Below are 21,672 nucleotides of genomic sequence, written 5' to 3' on the forward strand. Positions count from 1 at the left end.
GTGAGCAAGCCATTAGGACTGAACCGAGTCAAACTGAATAAACAGCAGACGGATGCTCATTCAACAGACAGCAAACCCAATTCACACGATATTGCGGTGATTGGTGCTGCTTGCCGATTCGGAAGCGCAGAAAACCCGGCAGACTTTTGGCGTCTGTTGCAAGCTGGTCAAGATTGTGTGCGAGAGCTTCCCAGAGAGCGCCAGAACGATTTGATTCCTTTGTTACTCGCCAAAGGCTTGACGATGGAACAAATTCAATTTCGAGAAGCTGCCTACCTGAATGAAATTGATAAATTCGATCCGCAATTCTTCGGTCTTTCTCCGAAGGAAGCCAGCCAGATGGACCCGAACCAGCGCTTATTTTTGCTGACATGCTGGGAGGCGATTGAGGACGCGGGGTATGGTGGAACGATGCTCGCTGGCAGCCGTACAGGTGTATATCTGGGGTTTAGCAGTGATTTTGGTGAAGAGTATAGACGAATGATTCGAGAGCTGGAACCAGATGCGCTGTCCACCTCAATCATTGGCAATATGAAATCGGTCATCGCTTCTCGCATCTCCTACCTGTTGGATCTCAAAGGTCCGAGCATGCTTGTGGATACGTCCTGCTCCTCATCGTTGATGGCCGTTCATCTGGCATGCCAAGCAATTCGTCGAGGAGAATGTGAGATGGCGCTGGCCGGCGGTGTCAAGCTCATCTTGCTGTCTTTACAAGATGGAAGCAATGATTTGGGAATATTATCGCAATCTGGGCGTACTCGCCCTTTTGACAATGATTCAGACGGTACAGGTGTCGGTGAAGGCGTTGGCGCCGTTTTGCTAAAACCGTTGGCAAAGGCTCTTGCAGACGGGGATTCGATTTATGCCGTGATCAAGGGAAGCGCCGCCAATCAAGACGGCCATTCTTTCGGGCTTACGGCGCCTAATTCATTGGCACAAGCCGAAGTGATTCAGCAGGCATGGAAAGACGCGCAGATTGACCCCGAAACCCTTTCCTATATCGAGGTGCACAGCATAGGCACTAAGCTGGGTGATCCTATGGAGATGGACGGGTTGGAGAGAGCGTTTCGCCCCTACACAAACCGTCGCCAATTTTGCGGGATCGGCTCGGTAAAAACGAACATCGGTCACACCGACCACGTAGCAGGTATGGCTGGTCTTTTCAAGGTGATCCTGTCTCTAAAACAAAAGCAGATACCTCCGCATTTGCACTTTCAGCGCGCGAATCGGATGATTCCTTTTGAACAATCTCCCATTTACATCCATGACACATTAACAGAGTGGGAACCAGAGCAAAGTGTGCGACGGGCTGGAATCAGTTCGTTTGGGATGAGTGGAACGAATGTGCACCTCGTAGTAGAGGAAGCACCATTCATTCAGCCTCCCAAGCAAGACGAAGGGTTTCAGGCAATCGCTTTATCCGCTAAAAGCAAGGAGAGCTTGCTCAACCTGTTGCTCCGCTTTCAGAAGTGGACCAGCAAGCCTGTGGAGGAACTGCCGACATTGAAAAGTCTCAGCTTTACGGCAAATACGGGCCGTAGTCACCACGGCTACCGCTTGCTGCTGATTTGCAGGGGCATGGATGATTTTTTTACAAAAATCTCCAAGTTGTGCGCGAGCGACTGGACAACACTTTCTGAACCAGATATTTTCTTTGGCTGGCACAAGGTAATCTCGCAGGAAAAAGCGGATAGAGAGCCTGGGATACTGACTGAGGCAGAACAACAAGCGATGAATAAGGCAGCTAATGCACTTTTGCAAAAGCTTTTATTGGCGCAGAGCAAAGAGTTATCTGATCTGAAAGAGCTCGGCGAATTGTATGTGAGTGGGGCAGATGTACGCTGGAGTGCCATGTATACGTTTAAAAAGCCGCGCCGCGTGCACCTCCCTGTTTATCCGTTTGAGCGTAAGCGTTGTTGGCTGGACATCTCTTCTCTTCATTCTTTTGACAAGGATGCCGGGAGAGAAAAAGACAATGTTGCACCGCAAAAATCTGGAGAAGCAAAGCTCCCAAACGTGGTGGTACGTGGGAGAAAACAGGATGCCTACACCGTTTTAGAGCAAGAGCTGGCGCACATTTGGGGATATGTTCTGGGGCTTGAAGAAGTAGATGTCCATGACAATTTTTACGAGCTGGGCGGGGACTCGATCATCGCGATTAGAATGATCAGCGAAATCTCAAAGCGGATGAACCGAGAAGTAGAAGTACAAGACCTGCTTACCCATTTGACGATTTCCGATTTTGCTGCCTATCTCGATGTGGCTGGGCATGAAGAAGAACAGGTTGCGAAAGCAGAGGCAGCTGCTACTGCAGTCCAAACGGTTCAACAACGAAACACAAAATCATTGCATGGTACGCAAATCAAACGCAGCTCGTATGCCGATGTCAGTCATTTATCCTGGCGTCAATGGAATTGTTATGATCGCGGTCTCGCTTTATTAATGGAGGAGCAGGATGCCCATCTGATTCCGTATTTTAAGCTTTTTCTCGGGTTGAAGCGCGGCTATCAGCTTGATGCTGAGGGGTACCCCTATTCGTATCGGGAGCATGCTGAGGTTATGGGATATTTGTCGGATGAGGAGATGCTTTACAAATTTGGCTATCGAGTCAAACTCGTGCCTGTCGCTCGTCTGGATGAATTGCATGAGTCGATCATACACCAGTTGGATCAAGGCAAGCCCGTAATGGTTGCATTTGACGAGTACTACACCTTTTACACGCCGCAATACCAGAAGGAACATACCGATCATCTCACTGTTATCACTGGCTATGACCATGACAAGCAGGTTTATACGATCATCAATCACAATCATTTGACTCGAGGGCAAGCTCAACGAATCCAGTACGATAAATTTTCCACCACGTATCAAACGCTTGAGGAGATTTATACGAATTTAGAGCCGCAATCACGGCTGATCATGGTGCTCGATCGCGTTACAGATGACGAAGCAATCTTGCGTACCAGCGCGGAACAGGAGTTGCTGTGTTTACTAAAAGCGGTCGAGAGTAAACAGCAAGTTGGCCGTGAGCTTACGCTGTTGCTGTCACTAACGGAGCAGCCAGACAACTATTTTCATGAAGCCAATTTAAACGAGCTCTACGTTGAATTAGGCGGGAAAGAACTGTGGATGGAAACATTAGTGGACTGGTACATACCACAGGCGGATCAGTCTGTACGCGAAATGGCGGAGGAGATTTTGCAGGCATCCAATCACGTGGTGAATCGCTATGCTCTTAGCTTATACAAAGAAAAAATGTTGAAGCGATCCGATATGGAAGCTGCTGTCGATAAGGTGAGGTCTCTCACTAGTCAATTTTTGCAACAAGTATTTGCCTTGCGAGAACGTGATTCGGATATCCGATAGTCGCATGTGTTTACCATTACGATAGACAGGAAGGAGAGTGCTCATGTCACTCACCGAGATTCAACCGAGCAAGCATCCGAACCTGGATTGCATCGGTGCTTCTATCTACACGGTTCTGAAATACCTGAACTTTTCCGCCTTGGAAACAGCATGGAAGCAGTGCGGTGCCATCTATCTTAAAACGCAGGATTCGCCTTATGGAGATATAAACGGTCAATACATGAGAACAGTCGATGAGTTGAAGTGGATTCACAATATCCGCGTAGAAGGACGGGCTGAACCGGAAGACGACCTATTTTTGGCAAATATACAAGATCGTTTGGAACGGGAGGTACCGACAATCGTCCTCTGCAATATGGCAGAACTCCCGTACAACCCTTATTATCAGGACCTGCCAGAAATGCATAGCATCATTGTCACAGGAAGAGAAGATAACCAGCTTCTGATCGTCGATGATTACTACCGCTACAAAGGACTGTTGCCCATCGAGCAATTTTTACAGGCTAGTAACTCTTCCTATCGGGATGCAGGTACAGGTGAATGGTATCCACTCCACAATCGTTCATTTGAATTGGTACTTTCCGATTCCCTGCATCCGACGCCCGATCAGTTGATAGAAGCAGTCAGGAGCAATCTCAGCGTACTAGAGGGTCGTTGCGAAGTAAGTCAAATCAAGCGGGAGTTGGATGTACCCGACGATGTCAACGTCGAGGTTGGGTTGAAATCGCTTGATCCTTTTCTCAAAGACGTAGAGGCTTTTCTCGCTAGCAGAGTGGAGATTACAGACGATCATCTCGATATCCTTAACCACAGCTTGATCAGCATGGCCCAAACACGAGCGATGTACGCGAATGTCCTGCAGGTGATCAGTGAGAAGTACCAAAACTTCGGAGAACTTGCCGAGCAGTATCGCAGTATCGGACATCAATGGAAAATTACGACCAATATGATTCTTAAGGCTTTTGACAGTAATCGCAGTGACATGGTTCATCGCGTTCTCCAAAAAATCAGCAGCATACAAACGCAGGAATATGAAGCGGTCGTTAAAACAAGAGAAGTACTGGAACGAGTTGGCGTTGTTGTGTAAGCATCTACCACTTGGAGGGACTCCTATGGAAAGGGAAAACGAAGTATACGAGACGCTCCTCCGGTTGTTTTCTGAGTACGTGAACGAAAGCGGAGAACTTACGGAGTACATTGATTCATTGACCTTTATCAAGTCGGTCGTAAAGGTTGAAAAGGAGTTTGGCATTGAATTCGATGATGACATGCTCCATTTGGAAAACTTTCAAGATATGAAAACCTTGGCAGGTTACATCCAGCAAAAAATGGATGAAAAATCTGCTTGATCGAAGGGCCAATATGTATATAGTCGATCGGACGAAGACGGGAAAAATCGGGAGTGAGGGCTCAATATGCTAACAAAAATGATGGCCATAAGTCACATGATTGGCAATACGCCTTTAAACAAACTTGAGCATGAGCACATCAATCTGTTTTGCAAACTGGAATACAACAACCTCATGGGAAGTGTAAAAGTGAGGCCGGCCTTTTACATATTACAGGAGGCGATCAAAAGAGGAGAGATCACGGAGGAAACTACTGTAATCGAATCTTCTTCGGGAAACTTTGCTATCGCATTGGCGACTTTGTGCAAGCGACTCGGAATTAAATTTATTCCAGTCATCGATCCAAACATCAATCCCGTCTACGAGAACTTGCTCAGGGCATTTTCCCATGAGGTCGTAAAAGTAACGGACCGTGACGAGACAGGAGGATTTCTCCTAACGCGCATCCAAACGGTCAATCGCCTGCTGAATGAGACGAATAACTCGTTCTGGACCAATCAGTACGGAAATCCCGATAGCGCCAGAGCCCATTACTACGGACTGGGAGCCGAGATCGCAGACAGCTTCGAGACATTGGACTATGCTTTTATCGGCGTTAGCTCTGGCGGCACGATTACTGGAATTTCGCAGCGATTGAAAGAACGTTTTCCAGACATCAAAATCATTGCTGTCGATACAGAAGGATCCGTTATCTTTGGACAAGAGCCGCAAAAACGATACATCCCGGGAATTGGATCGAGCATGCGGCCTGACATACTTAAGGGCGCGATTATTGATGAGGTCGTCCATGTCTCGGAGGAGGACACAGTCAAGGCTTGCTATCAGCTGTACGCTGAGCATGGCATTTTTGCTGGAGGATCTTCTGGGACTTCCTACTGGGCGATTGAAAAGTATTTCAAAGATCAAAAGCACGTAGTCAAGCCAAATGTTGTCTTTTTATGCCCAGACGGCGGTATGCCCTATGTCAATACCGTATACAACCAGGAATGGGTTCAGTGGTTGCACCAGCAAAAGCATTCTTTCGTTGGCAATTAAGCAGTGTCTAATCAAATCTACTACGATAAGCAGGGTGGGATGCACGGTGTTATATCTAAACACGAGTGATATCGAGAAGATCGGCAAGAATTGGAAGGAAACCATTGATGTAATTGAACATGCTGTGCATGCCTTACAAAAGGAAGATTATGCGCAGCCGATTAAACCTTATTTGCGATATCATGACATGTCAAACCGCATTATTGCCATGCCAGCATTTGTAGGCGGAGATACCTACATGGCGGGAATCAAGTGGATTGCCAGTTTCCCGAAAAACCTCCAAGAGGGTATCCAACGCGCGCATTCGATTACCATCCTGAACGAAGCCAGAACGGGTAAGCCTGTGGCAACGATTAATACGGCTCTGGTCAGCGGCATTCGAACTGCTTCTGTTTCCGGTCTTCTCCTCAAGCATTACGAACAAGTACGCCCCCTGCAAAATGTAACGGTCGGAATTATCGGATTTGGTCCGATTGGCAGACTTCATCTGCAAATGGTAACGGCCTTGTTAGGAGAGAAGATCACCAAGGTGGTTCTCTATGACATTGCAGGTATCCAACAGGAGTATATTCCGGCTGAGATCAAAGAGAAAACGGTTATCGCGCAAACGTGGGAAGAAGCATACTGCGAAGCAGATGTGTTCATTACGTGCACGGTATCACCGCATGGTTTTATTGACAAGCAACCAAAACGTCATTCCTTGTTGTTAAATGTGTCGTTACGCGACTTTACACCAAAAATTCTCGACTATACCCGCTCCATTATCGTAGACGACTGGATCGAAGTTTGCCGTGAGAACACGGACATCGAGATCATGCATCTAGAGAGAGGGTTGCAAAAAGAAGATACCAAATCCATCACAGATATCGTCTGCCTTGACCAGATGAAAGACTTTCCACAAGATGAGCCCATCATGTTTAATCCGATGGGGATGGCGATTTTTGATATCGCCATTGCTGGCTACTATTACAAACAAGCACTCTCGCAGGGGATCGGAACTCACTTGCAAGACTAACTGGAGGTTACCATTTTGTACGATGTGCTGGCAAATCTAAAACTGGTAGAGTCATCTCGAATTTGTTTGCACGAGTCACATGAATACAAGCGACTACACAAGACCAGACAGATCATTGAGGAGGAAGGGATTTTGCGCCATCCTCCGCTGGCGATTCTCATGCAAAACGGCCAGTATTTGATCATTGATGGTGCACATCGGACCTTTGCTCTTCAAGCGCTTGGGTGCAAACATATCCCCGTACAGGTAGTGGAGCATGAGGATTTTCACTTGGATATGTGGGATCATATTGTGCCAGTCGCTACATGGTTGCAATCAGTGGAGCAAGATTCTGTGTTTCGATGGGAAACAGAGCGTTTACGAGAAACGCCTGTGGCAGAAATGAAGATAGGGAACAAGAAACGCTTCTATCTGTATCCAAATGAGAATCGGCACGATGATGAGTGGCGAATGACGCTATGGCGTCAATTAGTGGACAGTTACAACTATAGCCACCAGGTACATCGTCTGCCCACAGGGATGCTCGAATGGCCGGAAACAGGAGCCGCCTTGATACGATTCCCGCCAATCAGTCTGGCAGAATTGGAGCGTATCGTATCGGAAGGGCATGTTTTGCCTGCGGGTGTTACCCGTTTTGAAATAGATGGGCGTCTATTAAACTTGTGTATTCCGATTAGCCTATTGAAACAGGAGCAAATCGAGCTAGAACAGTGGGAGCGATTGGTTAAAAAATGGAGAGAAACCTTGCGCCTCTACTCGAAACCCGTGTATATGTGCGATGCGTAATAGGAAACCGTGGCGAGTTTGATTCGCCACGGTTTCTATCCAATCCCAATTACATCACGTACTGGTTGCGGTCTTTCCCACAGACGCAGTGCCTAAAAAGGAGTGGATCATTCTGCAAAAGATCATAGATGAGTCGAGACGAAAACTAGGGTTCTTGCTGATGTGTCTGGTTCTCGTACTTTCCGGCAGTATGCCCGTGTACGCCGAAACGAGCGTTCGACAGGATACGGAAATCACAACGGCAATCGAACAGCTAGTCAATAAAACCATGGAGTCGGAAAAAATCCCGGGTGCAGCTGTTGTGGTCGTCAAAGAGGGGAAAACCATTTACAAGCAATCGTTTGGTTTCTCTGACACCCAGAAGCAAGAGCGGGTTACTGCTGACACATTGTTTGAAATCGGATCGAACTCCAAAGCCTTTACGTCGCTAGCTGTTCACCAGCTTGTCGAGCAAAAGCGACTTTCGCTGGACGATCCGGTTCAGAGCTATATCCCGTGGTTTCGCGTTACCTATAAAGGACAACAGCAACCGATCCTGATTAAGCATTTGCTGTATCATACCAGTGGGATTCCTTTTGAAAGCATTGGCTCCATCCCTATTTCTTCCAGTGAGAATGCAATCGAAGAAACCGTGCGAGCGATCAATCATACTGAACTGGTTCGCCAGCCGGGGACCGAGTATGAATACGCCACCATTAACTACGATATCCTGGGCTATGTGGTCGAGAAAGTTACCGGACAGTCCTATGAACAGTATGTGCAGCAACAAGTCATTGCTAAATTGGGACTAACCCATACCTTTTTGAAGGCACAGGCACCCGTGGCGGAGATGGCAAGAGGGCACAAAATCGAACTATTTTCCCCACGCGTGTATGATGCACCGGAATATCGTGGAAATACGCCAGCCGGTTATGTCGTTTCCAATTTAAACGATATGGAACGATGGTTGCAGATTCAGTTGGGGTTGGAGGCATCTGCATTTCGTCCTGAGCTGGTGCGTGCTTCCCATCTTCCTGATCGTTCGGTAGCTCCTGCTGGAGATGGTTTTTCGTATGCATCAGGCTGGATGATTTATCAGGATGGTGGAGGGCAAATTTCGCATGGCGGCAATAACCCTGCATTTTCTTCGTACATGGTATTTCGTCCAGAGGAAAAGCTGGGCGCCGTCGTTTTGACCAATATCAACTCGTTGAACGCATCTGTTATCGCAGAGGGGGCCGTCAATCTCGTACTAGGCAAAGAAGCTCCCTTAGTCGTGTCTGACACCAATCTTCAAGCGGATCGTATGGCAAGCATTTCTCTCGTGATCCTTGGTATCCTTTTGTTGGTACTTGGTGGGGCGATCGTGCAGATTTTCGTGCAAGTATATCGAGGCGAACGAAAACTCGCCGCGAATGCGGGGCGAATCTGTCTGGCATCCTTCGTTGCATTTGTTGTCATGGGAAGTGTTTTGACAGCCGCCTTATACTACTTGCCAGATGTTTTTTTTATGGGCTTACCATGGTCGTTCATCGAGGTTTGGCTTCCCATCACCATTTTTTACGCTATGTACGCATTGGTGGCAGGACTCGTTCTGTTTAATGTCTACATCACACTCACCCGCTTGTTCCCGAAATCGCAAGAAACATCCATGACCTCTATTGTCATACAGGGGCTGATCAGCGGATTTGGGAATGCGCTGATTATTTTTATGATCAATCTGGCGCTCACTTCTACAAACAAGTTTCATGCATCCATTTTCCTGTATTTTCTCCTGGGTATCTTGTTGTATATCGTCGGGGAGAAAATGATGCGTAGCCGATTGATTGTGATCACAAATGAAATCGTATACGAAAAAAGAATGGAACTGATCCGCAAAATTTTTCGGACCCCTTATCAAAAGTACGAGACACTTGATAACGGTGAAATATATGCGGGGTTAAATAATGATACGGAAACGATTAGTACGTTCGCCAATAGTGTCGTTGTGGCACTAACTAGTGCGGTTACACTCGTGTTTTGCTTCATTTATCTAGGCTCGCTGGATCTATACGGATTTTTGTTTTGTCTGGCTGTCATTTTTGTGGCGGTAGGCTTGTATACGCTGGCAGGTCGCTTTGCAAACAAAGTATGGGAGGAAACCAGAGACATCCAAAATGTGTTTTTCTCCTATATTACCGATATGATCGGGGGCTTCAAGGAGCTGTATCTAACGCAGGCGCAACGAAAAGAATTCGAAGAAGACATGGAAAGAAGCTGCTCTGACTATCGACATAAGAAATCAGCGGGCCAATTTAAATTTGTGAACGTGTATTTGATTGGGGAATTGCTATTCGTCGTGGTAATCGGTACGGTTGCCTTTTTATTCCCGGTTCTCTTCCCTTCCCTGCAAAAAGAAATGCTGATTAGTTATGTGTTTGTCTTCCTGTATATGACAGGGCCCGTTCACGGTATTTTGAATGCGGTACCGGAGCTGATTCGGATCAAGATCAGCTGGCAGAGATTGAACGCGCTGCTTGATTCGTTATCAGTGGAAACGAGAAGAGAAGAGGAAAGCTTGGCTGAGCGGAACACGCAAGACTTTGAGACATTTTCAACTGAACAGGTGCGTTTCCGATACAAAAACAAAGAGGGCGAAGAGTTTTCCGTAGGCCCGCTGGACTTCTCCTGCCGAAAAGGGGAAATCGTCTTCATTGTTGGTGGGAACGGTAGCGGGAAGTCAACGTTTGCCAAGCTGATTACCGGATTGTATGAGCAAGATGAGGGCGAGTTTTTCATGAACGGCCAAAAAGTGAATGCTGATCAACGCTGCGAATTCTTCTCCGCGATTTTCAGTGATTTCTATCTGTTTGAGAAGATGTATGGAATCGATTACCAAGCAAAGCAAGAAGAAGTGAGCAAACATTTAGAGGTGCTTCGCATCGCTGACAAAGTAGAAGTGGATGAAACGGGAACGTTTAGCACGACGAAGCTGTCTACGGGGCAGCGTAAGCGTCTTGCCTTAATGCTCAGTCTGGTCAGAGATCAGCCGATTTTCCTCTTTGACGAGTGGGCTGCTGACCAAGATCCAGAATATCGTCAATTCTTTTACGAATCCTTGCTGCCAGAAATGAAAAGACAGGGCAAATGTGTAATTGCGATCACACACGACGATCGCTACTTCCATCTTGCTGATCAGGTAGTGAAAATGGAGAGTGGGCGAATTATTTCGGAGCAAACACTTGCGCATGCCTGATGGCAAAGCATGCAGAGAAGACCGTACGGGGATGATACCCGGCGGTCTTTTCTTGCATGAGTGGCACGGCTCCATTCGATTGGATGTACTAGACAAACAATTCAGACAGTTATATAATTGGAAGCAGTTGGAATGAATGCGATAACATCATGCGGGTGTAGTTCAATGGTAGAACTCCGGCTTCCCAAGCCTGCGGCGTGGGTTCGATTCCCATCACCCGCTCCATATGAAATGGTAGAAAAGCCTTTGCTTACAAAGGCTTTTCTTTTCTTGTTTGTTCAAATAAGTTTTAGACTGATCCGATCAAAGAAAACACTGATGAACGAATGACCTCAATTACTTTGAGCTTTACATAAAAGTAGCATGTCTTTAACGATATCGACTACAACATTGGGCTGATCAATATGAATTGCATGACCGGCATTTTTAACAATTATATGCTTACTACGGGTTGATAATTTAGTAAGCTCCTTATGTAATGCAATCCAAGCAGACATAGATTTAGGATTATGATGAGGTTGTAATGTACCTGATACGACAATGAGCGGATTGTTACCAAGTGATTTAGATTTTCGAGCTTGATCAAAGCTTTCTTCAATTTCTTGAATAGAGCCTTCAAGAACAAACTGACTATAGTACTCTGCCTGAACTTCTTCCGAAAATAAAGGAACCATGATTCTATTTTGATCTTCATGACATGGATCTAATAAAATCACTCCGGCAACTTCTTCTGGATATGTACTTGCATATAGTCGAACATTCAATCCCCCAAAAGAGTGCCCGACTAAAACATAAGGGGGGGACACGTTTGCTTTCTGAAGTAAGCTTCTAAGATTCTCAATGATTTGCTGACTATGTCGAGGTCTCTCATCACTTTCACTTTCACCTATACCTGCTCTATCATAAATGAACATCCTTGTTTGGTTTGAAATTTCAGCACTAATGGAACTCCAGTAGTTTAATGTGCACCCATAACCAGAATCAAAAACCACCGTTGGAAAATCACTTATTTCACCATAATATTTAAAACATAGTTTAACTCCGCCTATGTCGAGTTTTTGACTCGTTTCATTTATTACCATGTCACTCATTTTATCTCCTCCAGATATTTTTCATTAGGTGAATTTCCACAAATAACTTAATATCCCCTTTTTTGAAAGTTTACTTTCATGAACAATGGAGATGCCTTGCCCATTAGTTGAATAATTTACCATCAGTCTAGTACTTGATTTTCTAGTCTAAAACTTTATTTTCACGGAACAAGCGAAACTTTTAAGTGGTTCATGAGTATTTTCATGTAGATAAACCCGAAGGAGGGTGTGCGATGAAGGAGATGAATTACGGTCATTAACTTCCCAAAAAGGAGGTTAGTGATGAGTAGAAGTTATAAGAAGTTCCCGGTTGTAAAGGACAAGACTGGACCAAGTAAAAAGTTTGCAAAACGGTTAGCAAGTAAGGCTGTAAGAAGATACAGCTCTGGCATTCATGCGGGACGCATGTATCGAAAAATTTTTTGCTCATGGATTATTAATGATTTCTGGTTTTACAAGTCATTTCGAGAGGCTATTCGAGATTGGGAGACAAGCGATGTCCCTAAGGTGAAGGCGAAGACGAGAAAACAAATCATCAACGAATGGGCGAAATATTACTACCGAAAATAGAAGAATCACGGGTGTACAGGGAAGTTACACCAAACAAAGAGTCCTTCCAGGTAATTGGGGAAGGCTCTTTGCTCTATCGCACGACCCACTTATTAGAATCGGAGGTTTGACATGAGAACCATACCACTCGGCACGAGCAAGTTAGAAGTACCAGTCATCGCAATTGGGTGCATGAGGATAGGGTCACTAGACAAGCCGCAAGCGGAGCGCTTCGTACAAACGGCGCTTGAAGAAGGTGCGAATTTCTTCGACCATGCAGATATTTATGGAAAGGGCAGATGTGAGGAAGTATTTGCAGAAGCGATTCAGATGAGCCCTAGCGTTCGTGAGCGTATCCTTTTGCAATCGAAATGTGGCATTCGGCCCGGCATGTTCGACTTTTCCAAAGAATATATTTTGAATGCTGTGGATGGCATTCTACAACGTCTAAAAACGGAATATTTAGATGTATTGCTGCTGCATCGCCCAGACACTCTTGTCGAGCCGGAAGAAGTAGCGGAAGCGTTCGATCTTCTGGAAAGCACGGGTAAAGTACGCCACTTTGGCGTCTCCAATCAAAATCCGATGCAGATCCAGTTGTTAAACAAGTATGTGAAGCAACCAATCGTCGCTAACCAGTTGCAACTCAGCATTATGAACGCGACGATGATTTCGCAAGGCTTCAACGTCAATATGGAGAACAACTCGGCTGTGAACCGCGATGGCAGTGTACTCGACTTTTGCAGGCTGCATGATATTACGATTCAGCCTTGGTCGCCGTTCCAGTATGGATTTTTCGAAGGATCTTTCCTTAGGAACGAGAAATTTCCTGAGTTGAACAAAAAAATCGATGAAATGGCAGCTAGATATGAAGTATCCAACACAACAATCGCCATCGCTTGGCTACTACGGCACCCGGCGAACATGCAACCTGTCATTGGCACGACGAATATCGACCGAATGAAAGAGTGCATGAAAGCGACCCATATTCGTTTGACGCGAGAAGAGTGGTATGACATCTATCGCTCTGCCGGAAATGTTTTGCCGTAACTGATTTCATTTACAAAAATACCTGATCGATCTTGGCTCTGTCATAATCTAATATCCAATGAGGATAGGTGTCATATATCCCTCTGATTGTTTCAGGAGAAGTGGCTAATAAATCACAGCCTCGATCATCATAGATGTGAAAGATGGTATGTTTGCTCGTATTGATAAAGTAGACCCGATGAAAAATACGTGGTTTTAATCCCATATCCTGACGGGAGATTGCTTTTATCATGGGAACATAGGCAAAGTCCGACGTCTTACACTTCAAGAAGAACCGATGCGTTCGATAGACTTCATTTTCATCGTCTTCTGGAAAAACATAAGGAATGGTATTTTGCCTAAGCTTATACAAAAGTGATTTATTCTTCACATACTTGGAAAAGGCGTTCAATTTACGGTTAAAAGCCCCACCGTCTCCAAAATCGTTTACATCCACTACAATATAGATGTCATCGTTAGGTGCATGTAAAGTCTTAAATAAAGTAATTGCTCGCCTATTAACCCCCTGTAAATAAGGGCAATTTTCATAAACGTTATGGTAATCGTAGTTCACCCCCAGCTCAAAACGGATTCCAATATCCCAGCTATAAAACAAGGGTGGTCTAAGCAATAACGTTGGAAATGTATGATGTAAATACTCGGGTAACGTCATCAAAGTACCTCGCTCTACTAGAATCATTCGGATAAAAAAATAGGAGAGAACAGAGACTCTCCTACTATCCATTGAATGGATTGTTCCTCTATTCCTGTAAAAAATCTTTTTCTTTCCACTCTTTGTACAGAGTAAGGTCGCTGCTCACTTGTCGAAACACCAATCCTATGATTGTCGCGTCATCTAGTAAACCAGCAACAGGAATAAAATCTGTGATGGCGTCTATGGGTGAAACAAAGTATAAAATCCCGCCAATAATCATCAATATGGATTTAACAGGGATTGTTCGATATTTTCCACTCGTCCAATCCCCGAAAATATGAAAGAGGAGCTGTAAATTCTCCCAAGCATCTCCGATCGCTTTTTTATCTGCTTTTTTCATTGCTTTTTTTAGGAGATTTGATGCTTTTTCTTTATCGTTCAGATATTCAGAGGCTTTTGATTCATAATTTTTAAGAAACATCTTTTCATGTTTAGCCATAGGACCTCCTATGTTTCGTCAAAGCCAAAAAGGGCGAGAATACGCTCATTTTTGGCTTCATGTTATGTAAACCACTTGTACATCCCTACAGAACGAGAGCCGTATAGGACCAATTACAGCAAGATGATTTTCCCCGTACGCTGACGGCTCTCCGCAAATTGCACTGCTTCTTTAACATCATGCAAAGCAAATTTCTCTCCAGGCTCTGCTAAAAGGAGCTTCCCATTCTGAACGAGCTCGATGACTTTCTCAAACGTTTCGTGCCAGGTAGACACGGAAACTCGTTGATTCCAGTGGCGCAATAAAAATAGTTGAGGGAGAACGCCAAGCTCTTTCGAAATGATCGACCAATCCACTTGAACTCCCGATAAAAGGCCTAACGATAAGAAAATCCCGCCGGCACGTGTAGACTTTGCCAGCTCTAAACCATCTGGGCCGCCAATGGAATCAATAGACGCATGAGCACCTTGTCCGTTCGTTACACTCATGATGGCATCATAAATAGACACACGTGAACTGTCGATGACATGCCACGCCCCAAGTTGCATCAACTCCTCGGTATATCTTGCGTTTCGGACGATGGCGATCACTTTAAAACCAAAAAGAGCGGATAGCTGAATAAATAAACGGCCAATGGCTGAGTTGACTGCATTGACTAACAAAAACTGATGGGAAGACAGTTGAAGCGTCTCATTGCAGATGACCCACGCAGTGATGGGATTGATGTACAATCGACAGGCGATATCATCTGGGATCGAATCGGGAACCGCAATGGCTAGCTCGGCTGTCGTTTTTACGTATTCTTGCCATGTACCCTCACCGCGCAAAGGCAGAACACGTTTACCGATAAGAGAGCGGGGAGCAAAAGGACCTGTATCCATAACGGTACCAACCCCCTCATACCCAGGAATGGCGGGAAGGTTGATGCGATGCTTGTAGGCACCACGAATCGGAATGACGTCAGAAGGATTAATAGGACGTGCGCTCATTTTTACCAAAATTTCATCTTGTTTAAGAGGTTCAATCAGCCGCTGTTCAACCTTCAATACTTCATGGGGTTCGCCAAATTGATCGTAACGTACTGTTTGTGCGTACATGGTTGTGAACTCCTAACTTTGTCAGGCATAACTGAACGAAGGATCGTTCTTCGTCAAAGCGTATGGGATCGGAATGTCATTATTGTAGGTATAAAAAATAAACGCCGTCAATCAAAACGAGAACTTGGCTTGCGGAATGTTAGAGAATCTGGACAATCATGAAAAATAAGACGGCTCTCCTAAAAATGCCGTGGTTCTTCAAAATTATACCAATGAGGAAACAAATTTACATCATAAGTGATCGATAAGTGAAAAAAGAGCGCATCTGCGCTCTTTCAAATCATGCTTTTGCCCGTGGTGCACTTTCAAAACCTACTTTTTTATGCGTGCCATCACAGAACGGTTTCTTCTCGGATTGACCGCATCTACAGAGTGAAAAAGATGAACCGACTTCATACTTGTCGCCTGCTCCATCCAGCAATTCAACTGCACCAGTAACACGAATTGATCCATTGTCGTTAATCTTGATGGTTACTTTTTCTTGATCCACATGTCATCCCTCCTTTTTTACTATCTTTACCTACTATGATTGCGAGCAGAAGGGTATGTGATAAATAATTGTTTGACTACATAGGAAGAGCCAGCCATCGCGATAGTGAACTTGCTGGCAGAACATGACGAATTCGTGTTAAAATCAGGACAAGGTACGGTTATTTTTAGCAGGGAAAGGGTTTTGCCTCATGACGATTTCAATGGATGACTTAGAGCAATCCTGCTGGGAATGCGAAGGCAAGGGGACTCTAGTGAATGAAAACAAGCGAGAGGAATCATGCCCCAAATGCCAAGGTAAGGGAGCGATTCTTACCGCACAAGGTCAGACCCTCTTACACTTTATAAAAAAGCATTTGTAAACGAACGAGCTTGAAGAAAAAGCGGGAGGCCGTCAGATCCTCACCTGGCTACGGGTGGGAACTGACGGCCTTTTTTGTGAGCAGTCGGATTAAATCGGCGTAGCGTTATTCGGCTGTTTTTTGCTACCACTCTGGCGACCGATAAGCAAGAAAACAAGGAGTAAGACAAACGGAATCGCTACAGTAGTCATATCACCGCGTAAAAGAAGAGTGATTGTAGCACCAAGCATAATCACTGCGAGCGTATAGGCGGCGTACCGCGCATACTTTTTCATCAGTAAGCCCAGTCCGCCGAGCACTTCACCTAAACCGATCACAACTTGGAACCAATGGGGAAACCCCAATGCTTGGAAAGCAAGTGTTGTCTCTTGATGTCCAATCAGCTTATAAATACCAGCTGAAAGGAACATCAAGCACAACCCTACGATCATTACCCATTTTGCAAAAATACGCAGACCTATCATACTGAAATCCTCCAATCGTTTCGTTGATGGATTCAGTATAAACCGACCATTATGACATCTTTTGTCATATAGCAATGACTGAACGTTCTACAAAGGATCGTGTATCTGCGAGTCCTCGGATAACAGGTACGACCTGCTCACATCACTTGTATTTTTCAGTGTACTCAGTGTAGTTTACTACTTCAATGACACTTGACCAATGGAGAACGGTTCCTACAAACTGTTTAACGTCTAATCCTTGCATGCCGTATGATTCAGCGGTATTGGTTGTTCCAGTTGCGTCCTTAATGAACGTCACGTTATATCCGCGATCATAGGCAGCGATCGCCGTAAACATACAACAAAATTCCGTCTCAAAACCAATGATAAAAAGATGATCGACCCCTAACTTTTCTAAAGTCTGTGTGAGTTCAGTTTGGAAGAAAGAACTAGGGGTTTGCTTCTCAATGATGAAGTCGGAATAGTCTTTTAATGAAGAGTGTATTTCAGAACCGATAGAGCCTCTTTTCAGGGGACTTTCTTCTGCATCATCCACATGCTGGACAAAAATGACAGGACAATTGCTATCTTTAAAATCTTTGATCACCTGTTCCATCAAAAAAAGTTCCTCTTTGTAATCCCCACAACTCACAATTCCGTTTTGCACATCAATCACTAAGAGTGCGTTCATTGTTTCACCTTCCTTCTACCATGTAGAGAGAGAATTCGGAAGGAAAGGGTGGACTTCCTGCAAGGGAAATACCATGAGATAATGAGGGGAAGGAAATAATAGGAAAGGTTGAGTGAGATGAGAATTTCATTTTCTTATGCATTCATTTTTGTCGCATTCATTCTCGTTACAGGATGTGGTTCAACGAATTCAAGTACTTCTTCCGTGTTTTCCAATTTAGCCAAACAAGGCTCTTCTTCCACGAGTGAAGGTACAGAGGCAGTTGCGGAATCAGAAAATAATAATGTCGCTATGTACTTTTCGATGGCTGTACTCGCCTTACATGAAGTGAATGGCTTTGAAGCTGGAGAAGAATTTCCACCGGAATCCAAAGCGTTTTTGGCAAAGCATGCTCATCTGTTTCCGGCAACTGGGGACAAAGTGAAGGAAGCTCAGCAGTTAGTCGATCAAAATGTGCAACCGAAACATATCAATAAAAACATTTCCAAGTATCATGCTTCGATGATTCGAGATAAAGGAACAGTGTTGAGCATCGAAGAAGAAGAAATACCGGAAATCGGGATGATTTCCGTCTTGCATGTCGTCAATGACGAGGAGGATAGCTACCAAGTTGTTTACCTAGGTGCATTAGATGTCTATGAAGATGATACGGTTGAATTTGTTGGGGTCCCAACCTTGCTCTCAGGTTTCGAAAATGTAAGTGGTGGATACACGAATTCGATCATCATGGCAGGGAGCTATGTAGGAAAAAGCGCGAATTAAGTTAGGGTAGTATGGATTTTCGTAGGAAACAAGCTGTTGACCAGTTCGCCTCCTTGTCACACTGAATACAGTGATAGCAAGCCAGGGATGGAAGGATGAAAACAATGGCTAATAAAAAAAGATTAAAATGGAAGTTAAAAAGTAAACGTACAACAAGAATTCAGAGACATGTTCATGAGTTTTTAGGTAGCACGCAGCTTGCAGAAGAAGGAGCAGATCGACACAATCACCGTTTTGCTGGCGTCACTGGTCAAGCAATCCCCAGAGGAAAAAGCCACGTTCATGTCATTCGGTCCAATACAGACTTCTTCAATCATCTCCATCGCGTACGAATTGTAACTGGACCCGCAATTCCGGTTGGAAATGGAAAACATGTTCATTTCGTAAGTGGGAGGACCACGTTTAACGACGGACATGTCCATCGGTTCAAATTCGCCACGTTGATCCAGAAGCCGCTCCTCTAATAAATCTCTCACGGCCTCGAATGATACAGTTCGAGGCTTTTTGTATGCAGGTTGGCCTGCTGTTTTTGATATGATAGAAAGGTGTTAGTTCGTACGAATACTTGATCAGTAAAGATTTATGGAGGTTACCATGCGCTATCAAGTCATATTATTCGATGTAGATGATACACTTCTCGACTTCAAAACGACAGAAGAAAATGCTTTACAAAAGACGTTTTCTCAGTTTGGACTCGCTACGGGATCTTCTGATTATGGAGTGACTTACAAAGAGATCAGTAAAGGATTGTGGGAGGATTTAGAAAAGGGGCGAATCACTCTAGCAGAGCTGGGTGTAGAGAGATTTCGAAGACTTTTCAAAGCTGTTCAGCTAGACGTCGATGCAGAGGCGTTCGGCAGCGCCTATCTCGAATCCTTGGGCAAAGAAGTGCATTTGATACCGGGAGCGGTTGAATTGTGCAACAGTTTGGAGGATTGCCGCTTGGCGATCATTACGAATGGGTTCGCCTCTGTGCAAACGGCAAGAATTGCCGCTTCACCGCTTAGCAACTCTTTTGAGCACCTGATTATTTCCGAAGAGGTCGGTTACAAAAAGCCGGATCGGGAAATTTTTGAATACGCGTTCTCCAAACTGCAATGGACAGAGAAGGCGAACGTATTAATGGTGGGAGATTCGTTGACCTCTGATATACAAGGGGGAGCCCTTTACGGGATCGATACGTGCTGGTTCAATCCTCTAGGCAAGGAAAATCAGACGAGCATTCAGCCAACCTACGAAATCAGAGAACTGAGCGACCTTCAAGAAATTGTGCGGAAGGGTAACGTGAATTTGTAGGATCTTTCCTGTATGATGAGAAGGTATTGATCTACAGGTAAATCTAGAAACTAGTGATTGGAGCCTTATAGATATGTATCAGAATTTAGAAGAGTGCATCCTTGACTTGGAAAGGCACGGACATTTGGTCCGTATTTGCGAAGAAGTTGATCCCTATCTAGAAATGGCCGCGATTCACTTGAAGGTGTACGAAGCTGGCGGGCCAGCCTTACTGTTTGAAAATGTAAAAGGCTCAAAGTTTCGTGCGGTATCGAATCTTTTTGGCACAATCGAGCGCAGCAAGTTTATTTTCAGAAGCACCTGGCAAGCCGCTGAAAATATCATCGCTATGCGCAATGATCCGATGAAAGCGCTAAAGCAGCCATTTAAAAATATCGAAAACGGCTTTGCTGCTCTAAAGGCTTTGCCTGCAAAAAAATCGACTAGCATGCCGGTAACCGCACAGGAAATCAGCATAACAGACCTGCCACTTATCCAAAGCTGGCCGATGGATGGCGGAGCTTTTGTCACGTTGCCCCAAATCTATTCGGAAGATCCGGACAAGCCTGGAATCATGAATTCCAATTTGGGTATGTACCGTGTGCAGTTGACTGGTAATGAGTATGAGGTAAACAAAGAAATTGGCTTGCACTATCAAATCCATCGTGGAATTGGTGTCCACCAAGCCAAAGCGACCAAAATGGGGATGCCGCTGAAAGTAAGTTGTTTCGTTGGCGGTCCGCCTGCCCATACTTTATCGGCTGTAATGCCGTTGCCAGAAGGCTTGAGCGAAATTACTTTTGCCGGTTTGCTTTCTGGGCGTCGTTTTCACTACAGCTATATCGATGGTTACTGCGTAAGCAATGATGCGGATTTTGTAATCACGGGAGATATTTATCCGGGAGATACGAAACCAGAAGGACCATTCGGCGACCATTTGGGCTATTACAGTCTGATCCATCCATTCCCTGTGATGAAGGTAAAGAAAGTGTACGCCAAGCCGAATGCGATCTGGCCATTCACAGTTGTGGGCCGTCCACCACAAGAAGATACGTCATTCGGTCAACTGATTCACGAGTTAACGGGCGATGCGATCAAGCAAGAAATCCCAGGTGTAAAAGAAGTACATGCTGTAGATGCTGCCGGTGTGCATCCGCTGCTGTTTGCCATCGGAAGCGAGCGATATACGCCGTATCAGCAAGTCAAACAGCCGACGGAGATGCTCACCATTGCCAACCGCATTTTAGGAACTGGCCAATTGAGCTTGGCCAAGTATTTATTCATTACCGCAGAAGAAAATCGACCATTGACGACGCATGATGAAGTTGATTTTATGACCTATATTTTGGAGAGAATCGACCTGCATCGCGATGTTCATTTTTATACGAACACGACCATTGATACGTTGGATTATTCGGGAACAGGCTTAAACAGCGGCAGTAAGGTTGTCCTCGCTGCTTACGGCGATCAAAAACGAGAGCTGTGCAAAGAGGTGCCGGATGAGCTGAAGGATTTGCGAGAGTTTGAGAATGCCCGCTTGATTATGCCAGGTGTGGTGTCGATCCAAGGTCCTGCTTTTACCGATTACGCGAGCGCCCAGCAGCAATTACAGAATCTGTGTGACGCGATTCAAGCGAGAGGTCCGATCCCGTCTTGCCCGATGATCATCCTTTGTGACGACAGTACATTCATGAGCGCGTCTCTTCAAAACTTCCTGTGGGCAACCTTTACACGCAGTAATCCATCCCACGACATTTACGGCGTGAACAGTTACTACGAGAACAAGCATTGGGGTTGTGATAATCTGATTATCGATGCACGTACCAAGCCCCATCAAGCACCGCCATTGGTACCCGATCCAACTGTCGAGAAAAATATCGAACGACTGTTTGTCAAAGGTGCGAGCTTGGGTGGAATCCTGTAAGTGAGCTCTTTTTAAAAGTAGAGGTCCGTAACCTTTCGTTG

At 45.1% G+C, this 21,672-nt stretch carries 22 protein-coding genes and 1 tRNA gene; 16 read left to right on the plus strand and 7 right to left on the minus strand.

The window, feature by feature from the left end:
* From edeG to POF51_RS00640, 9 genes are all read left to right on the plus strand, one after another.
* Positions 1–3,366 carry an edeine polyketide synthase EdeG gene (gene edeG / locus POF51_RS00600; RefSeq protein WP_271753224.1) on the plus strand — a complete coding sequence of 1,122 codons (3,366 nt, stop codon included), beginning with the start codon at positions 1–3 and terminating at the stop codon, positions 3,364–3,366.
* Positions 3,367–3,409: 43 nt separating this feature from the next.
* Positions 3,410–4,453: a BtrH N-terminal domain-containing protein gene (locus POF51_RS00605; RefSeq protein WP_271753226.1), complete on the plus strand. Its 1,044-nt coding sequence runs from the start codon at positions 3,410–3,412 to the stop codon at positions 4,451–4,453.
* A gap of 25 nt (positions 4,454–4,478) precedes the next feature.
* Positions 4,479–4,715 (plus strand): phosphopantetheine-binding protein, encoded by a 237-nt coding sequence (locus POF51_RS00610; protein WP_017249063.1) that lies wholly within the window; start codon positions 4,479–4,481, stop codon positions 4,713–4,715.
* Between the two features lie 66 nt (positions 4,716–4,781).
* Positions 4,782–5,750: a 2,3-diaminopropionate biosynthesis protein SbnA gene (gene sbnA / locus POF51_RS00615; protein WP_271753229.1), complete on the plus strand. Its 969-nt coding sequence runs from the start codon at positions 4,782–4,784 to the stop codon at positions 5,748–5,750.
* A gap of 46 nt (positions 5,751–5,796) precedes the next feature.
* On the plus strand, positions 5,797–6,765 hold the full coding sequence (sbnB, locus tag POF51_RS00620) for a 2,3-diaminopropionate biosynthesis protein SbnB (RefSeq protein ID WP_069844806.1): 969 nt from the start codon (positions 5,797–5,799) through the stop codon (positions 6,763–6,765).
* A gap of 24 nt (positions 6,766–6,789) precedes the next feature.
* Positions 6,790–7,551, plus strand: coding sequence for a ParB N-terminal domain-containing protein (locus tag POF51_RS00625; protein WP_244521691.1), 762 nt, complete (start codon positions 6,790–6,792; stop codon positions 7,549–7,551).
* A gap of 154 nt (positions 7,552–7,705) precedes the next feature.
* Positions 7,706–10,765: a cyclic peptide edeine export ABC transporter EdeA gene (edeA, locus tag POF51_RS00630; RefSeq protein ID WP_170831545.1), complete on the plus strand. Its 3,060-nt coding sequence runs from the start codon at positions 7,706–7,708 to the stop codon at positions 10,763–10,765.
* Complete coding sequence (locus tag POF51_RS00635; protein ID WP_173623567.1) at positions 10,752–10,901, plus strand: hypothetical protein; 150 nt, start codon at positions 10,752–10,754, stop codon at positions 10,899–10,901. Before edeA ends, POF51_RS00635 begins: the two co-directional genes overlap by 14 nt.
* 15 nt (positions 10,902–10,916) lie before the next feature.
* Positions 10,917–10,990 (plus strand) — tRNA-Gly (locus POF51_RS00640).
* Positions 10,991–11,097: 107 nt separating this feature from the next.
* Here POF51_RS00640 and POF51_RS00645 read toward each other — a convergent pair.
* Positions 11,098–11,856, minus strand: coding sequence for an alpha/beta fold hydrolase (locus tag POF51_RS00645; protein WP_069844809.1), 759 nt, complete (start codon positions 11,854–11,856; stop codon positions 11,098–11,100).
* Positions 11,857–12,138: 282 nt separating this feature from the next.
* Between POF51_RS00645 and POF51_RS00650 the strand changes: the two genes are divergently transcribed.
* A complete protein-coding gene (locus POF51_RS00650) occupies positions 12,139–12,426 on the plus strand; it encodes a hypothetical protein (RefSeq protein ID WP_069844810.1) in 288 nt (95 codons plus the stop codon).
* Between the two features lie 111 nt (positions 12,427–12,537).
* Positions 12,538–13,455, plus strand: coding sequence for an aldo/keto reductase (locus POF51_RS00655; RefSeq protein WP_069844811.1), 918 nt, complete (start codon positions 12,538–12,540; stop codon positions 13,453–13,455).
* A gap of 10 nt (positions 13,456–13,465) precedes the next feature.
* Here POF51_RS00655 and POF51_RS00660 read toward each other — a convergent pair whose 3' ends face one another.
* The 4 genes from POF51_RS00660 to POF51_RS00675 all read right to left on the minus strand — a co-directional run bounded on the left by POF51_RS00660 (position 13,466) and on the right by POF51_RS00675 (position 16,175).
* Positions 13,466–14,107, minus strand: a complete 642-nt coding sequence (locus POF51_RS00660) for a DUF3885 domain-containing protein (RefSeq protein WP_069845462.1) — start codon at positions 14,105–14,107, stop codon at positions 13,466–13,468.
* Between the two features lie 88 nt (positions 14,108–14,195).
* Positions 14,196–14,588, minus strand: coding sequence for a YkvA family protein (locus tag POF51_RS00665; RefSeq protein ID WP_017249055.1), 393 nt, complete (start codon positions 14,586–14,588; stop codon positions 14,196–14,198).
* Between the two features lie 113 nt (positions 14,589–14,701).
* Positions 14,702–15,685 (minus strand): zinc-dependent alcohol dehydrogenase family protein, encoded by a 984-nt coding sequence (locus POF51_RS00670; RefSeq protein ID WP_271753242.1) that lies wholly within the window; start codon positions 15,683–15,685, stop codon positions 14,702–14,704.
* Between the two features lie 280 nt (positions 15,686–15,965).
* Positions 15,966–16,175, minus strand: coding sequence for a CDGSH iron-sulfur domain-containing protein (locus tag POF51_RS00675; RefSeq protein WP_069844813.1), 210 nt, complete (start codon positions 16,173–16,175; stop codon positions 15,966–15,968).
* A gap of 190 nt (positions 16,176–16,365) precedes the next feature.
* Here POF51_RS00675 and POF51_RS00680 point away from each other — a divergent pair, with 190 nt between their 5' ends.
* Positions 16,366–16,536 carry a tryptophan RNA-binding attenuation protein gene (locus POF51_RS00680; RefSeq protein ID WP_271753245.1) on the plus strand — a complete coding sequence of 57 codons (171 nt, stop codon included), beginning with the start codon at positions 16,366–16,368 and terminating at the stop codon, positions 16,534–16,536.
* Between the two features lie 89 nt (positions 16,537–16,625).
* Here the strand turns inward: POF51_RS00680 and POF51_RS00685 are convergent, their stop codons facing one another.
* The gene (locus POF51_RS00685; RefSeq protein ID WP_106833228.1) at positions 16,626–17,000 is read right to left on the minus strand and encodes a DoxX family protein; all 375 of its coding nucleotides are present in this window, start codon (positions 16,998–17,000) and stop codon (positions 16,626–16,628) included.
* Positions 17,001–17,142: 142 nt separating this feature from the next.
* Complete coding sequence (locus POF51_RS00690) at positions 17,143–17,670, minus strand: isochorismatase family protein (RefSeq protein ID WP_271753248.1); 528 nt, start codon at positions 17,668–17,670, stop codon at positions 17,143–17,145.
* Between the two features lie 117 nt (positions 17,671–17,787).
* Here POF51_RS00690 and POF51_RS00695 point away from each other — a divergent pair, with 117 nt between their 5' ends.
* The 4 genes from POF51_RS00695 (at position 17,788) to POF51_RS00710 (ending at position 21,631) form a co-directional block, all read left to right on the plus strand.
* Complete coding sequence (locus POF51_RS00695) at positions 17,788–18,432, plus strand: hypothetical protein (RefSeq protein WP_271753250.1); 645 nt, start codon at positions 17,788–17,790, stop codon at positions 18,430–18,432.
* A 104-nt stretch (positions 18,433–18,536) separates the two neighbouring features.
* Positions 18,537–18,896 (plus strand): YmaF family protein, encoded by a 360-nt coding sequence (locus POF51_RS00700; protein ID WP_083261511.1) that lies wholly within the window; start codon positions 18,537–18,539, stop codon positions 18,894–18,896.
* A 130-nt stretch (positions 18,897–19,026) separates the two neighbouring features.
* The gene (locus tag POF51_RS00705) at positions 19,027–19,728 is read left to right on the plus strand and encodes a YjjG family noncanonical pyrimidine nucleotidase (protein ID WP_069844819.1); all 702 of its coding nucleotides are present in this window, start codon (positions 19,027–19,029) and stop codon (positions 19,726–19,728) included.
* Between the two features lie 73 nt (positions 19,729–19,801).
* Complete coding sequence (locus POF51_RS00710; protein WP_069844820.1) at positions 19,802–21,631, plus strand: UbiD family decarboxylase; 1,830 nt, start codon at positions 19,802–19,804, stop codon at positions 21,629–21,631.
* Positions 21,632–21,672: the final 41 nt, after the last annotated feature.

It is taken from the genome of Brevibacillus sp. AG (assembly GCF_028369215.1).
GTDB lineage: Bacteria > Bacillota > Bacilli > Brevibacillales > Brevibacillaceae > Brevibacillus > Brevibacillus porteri.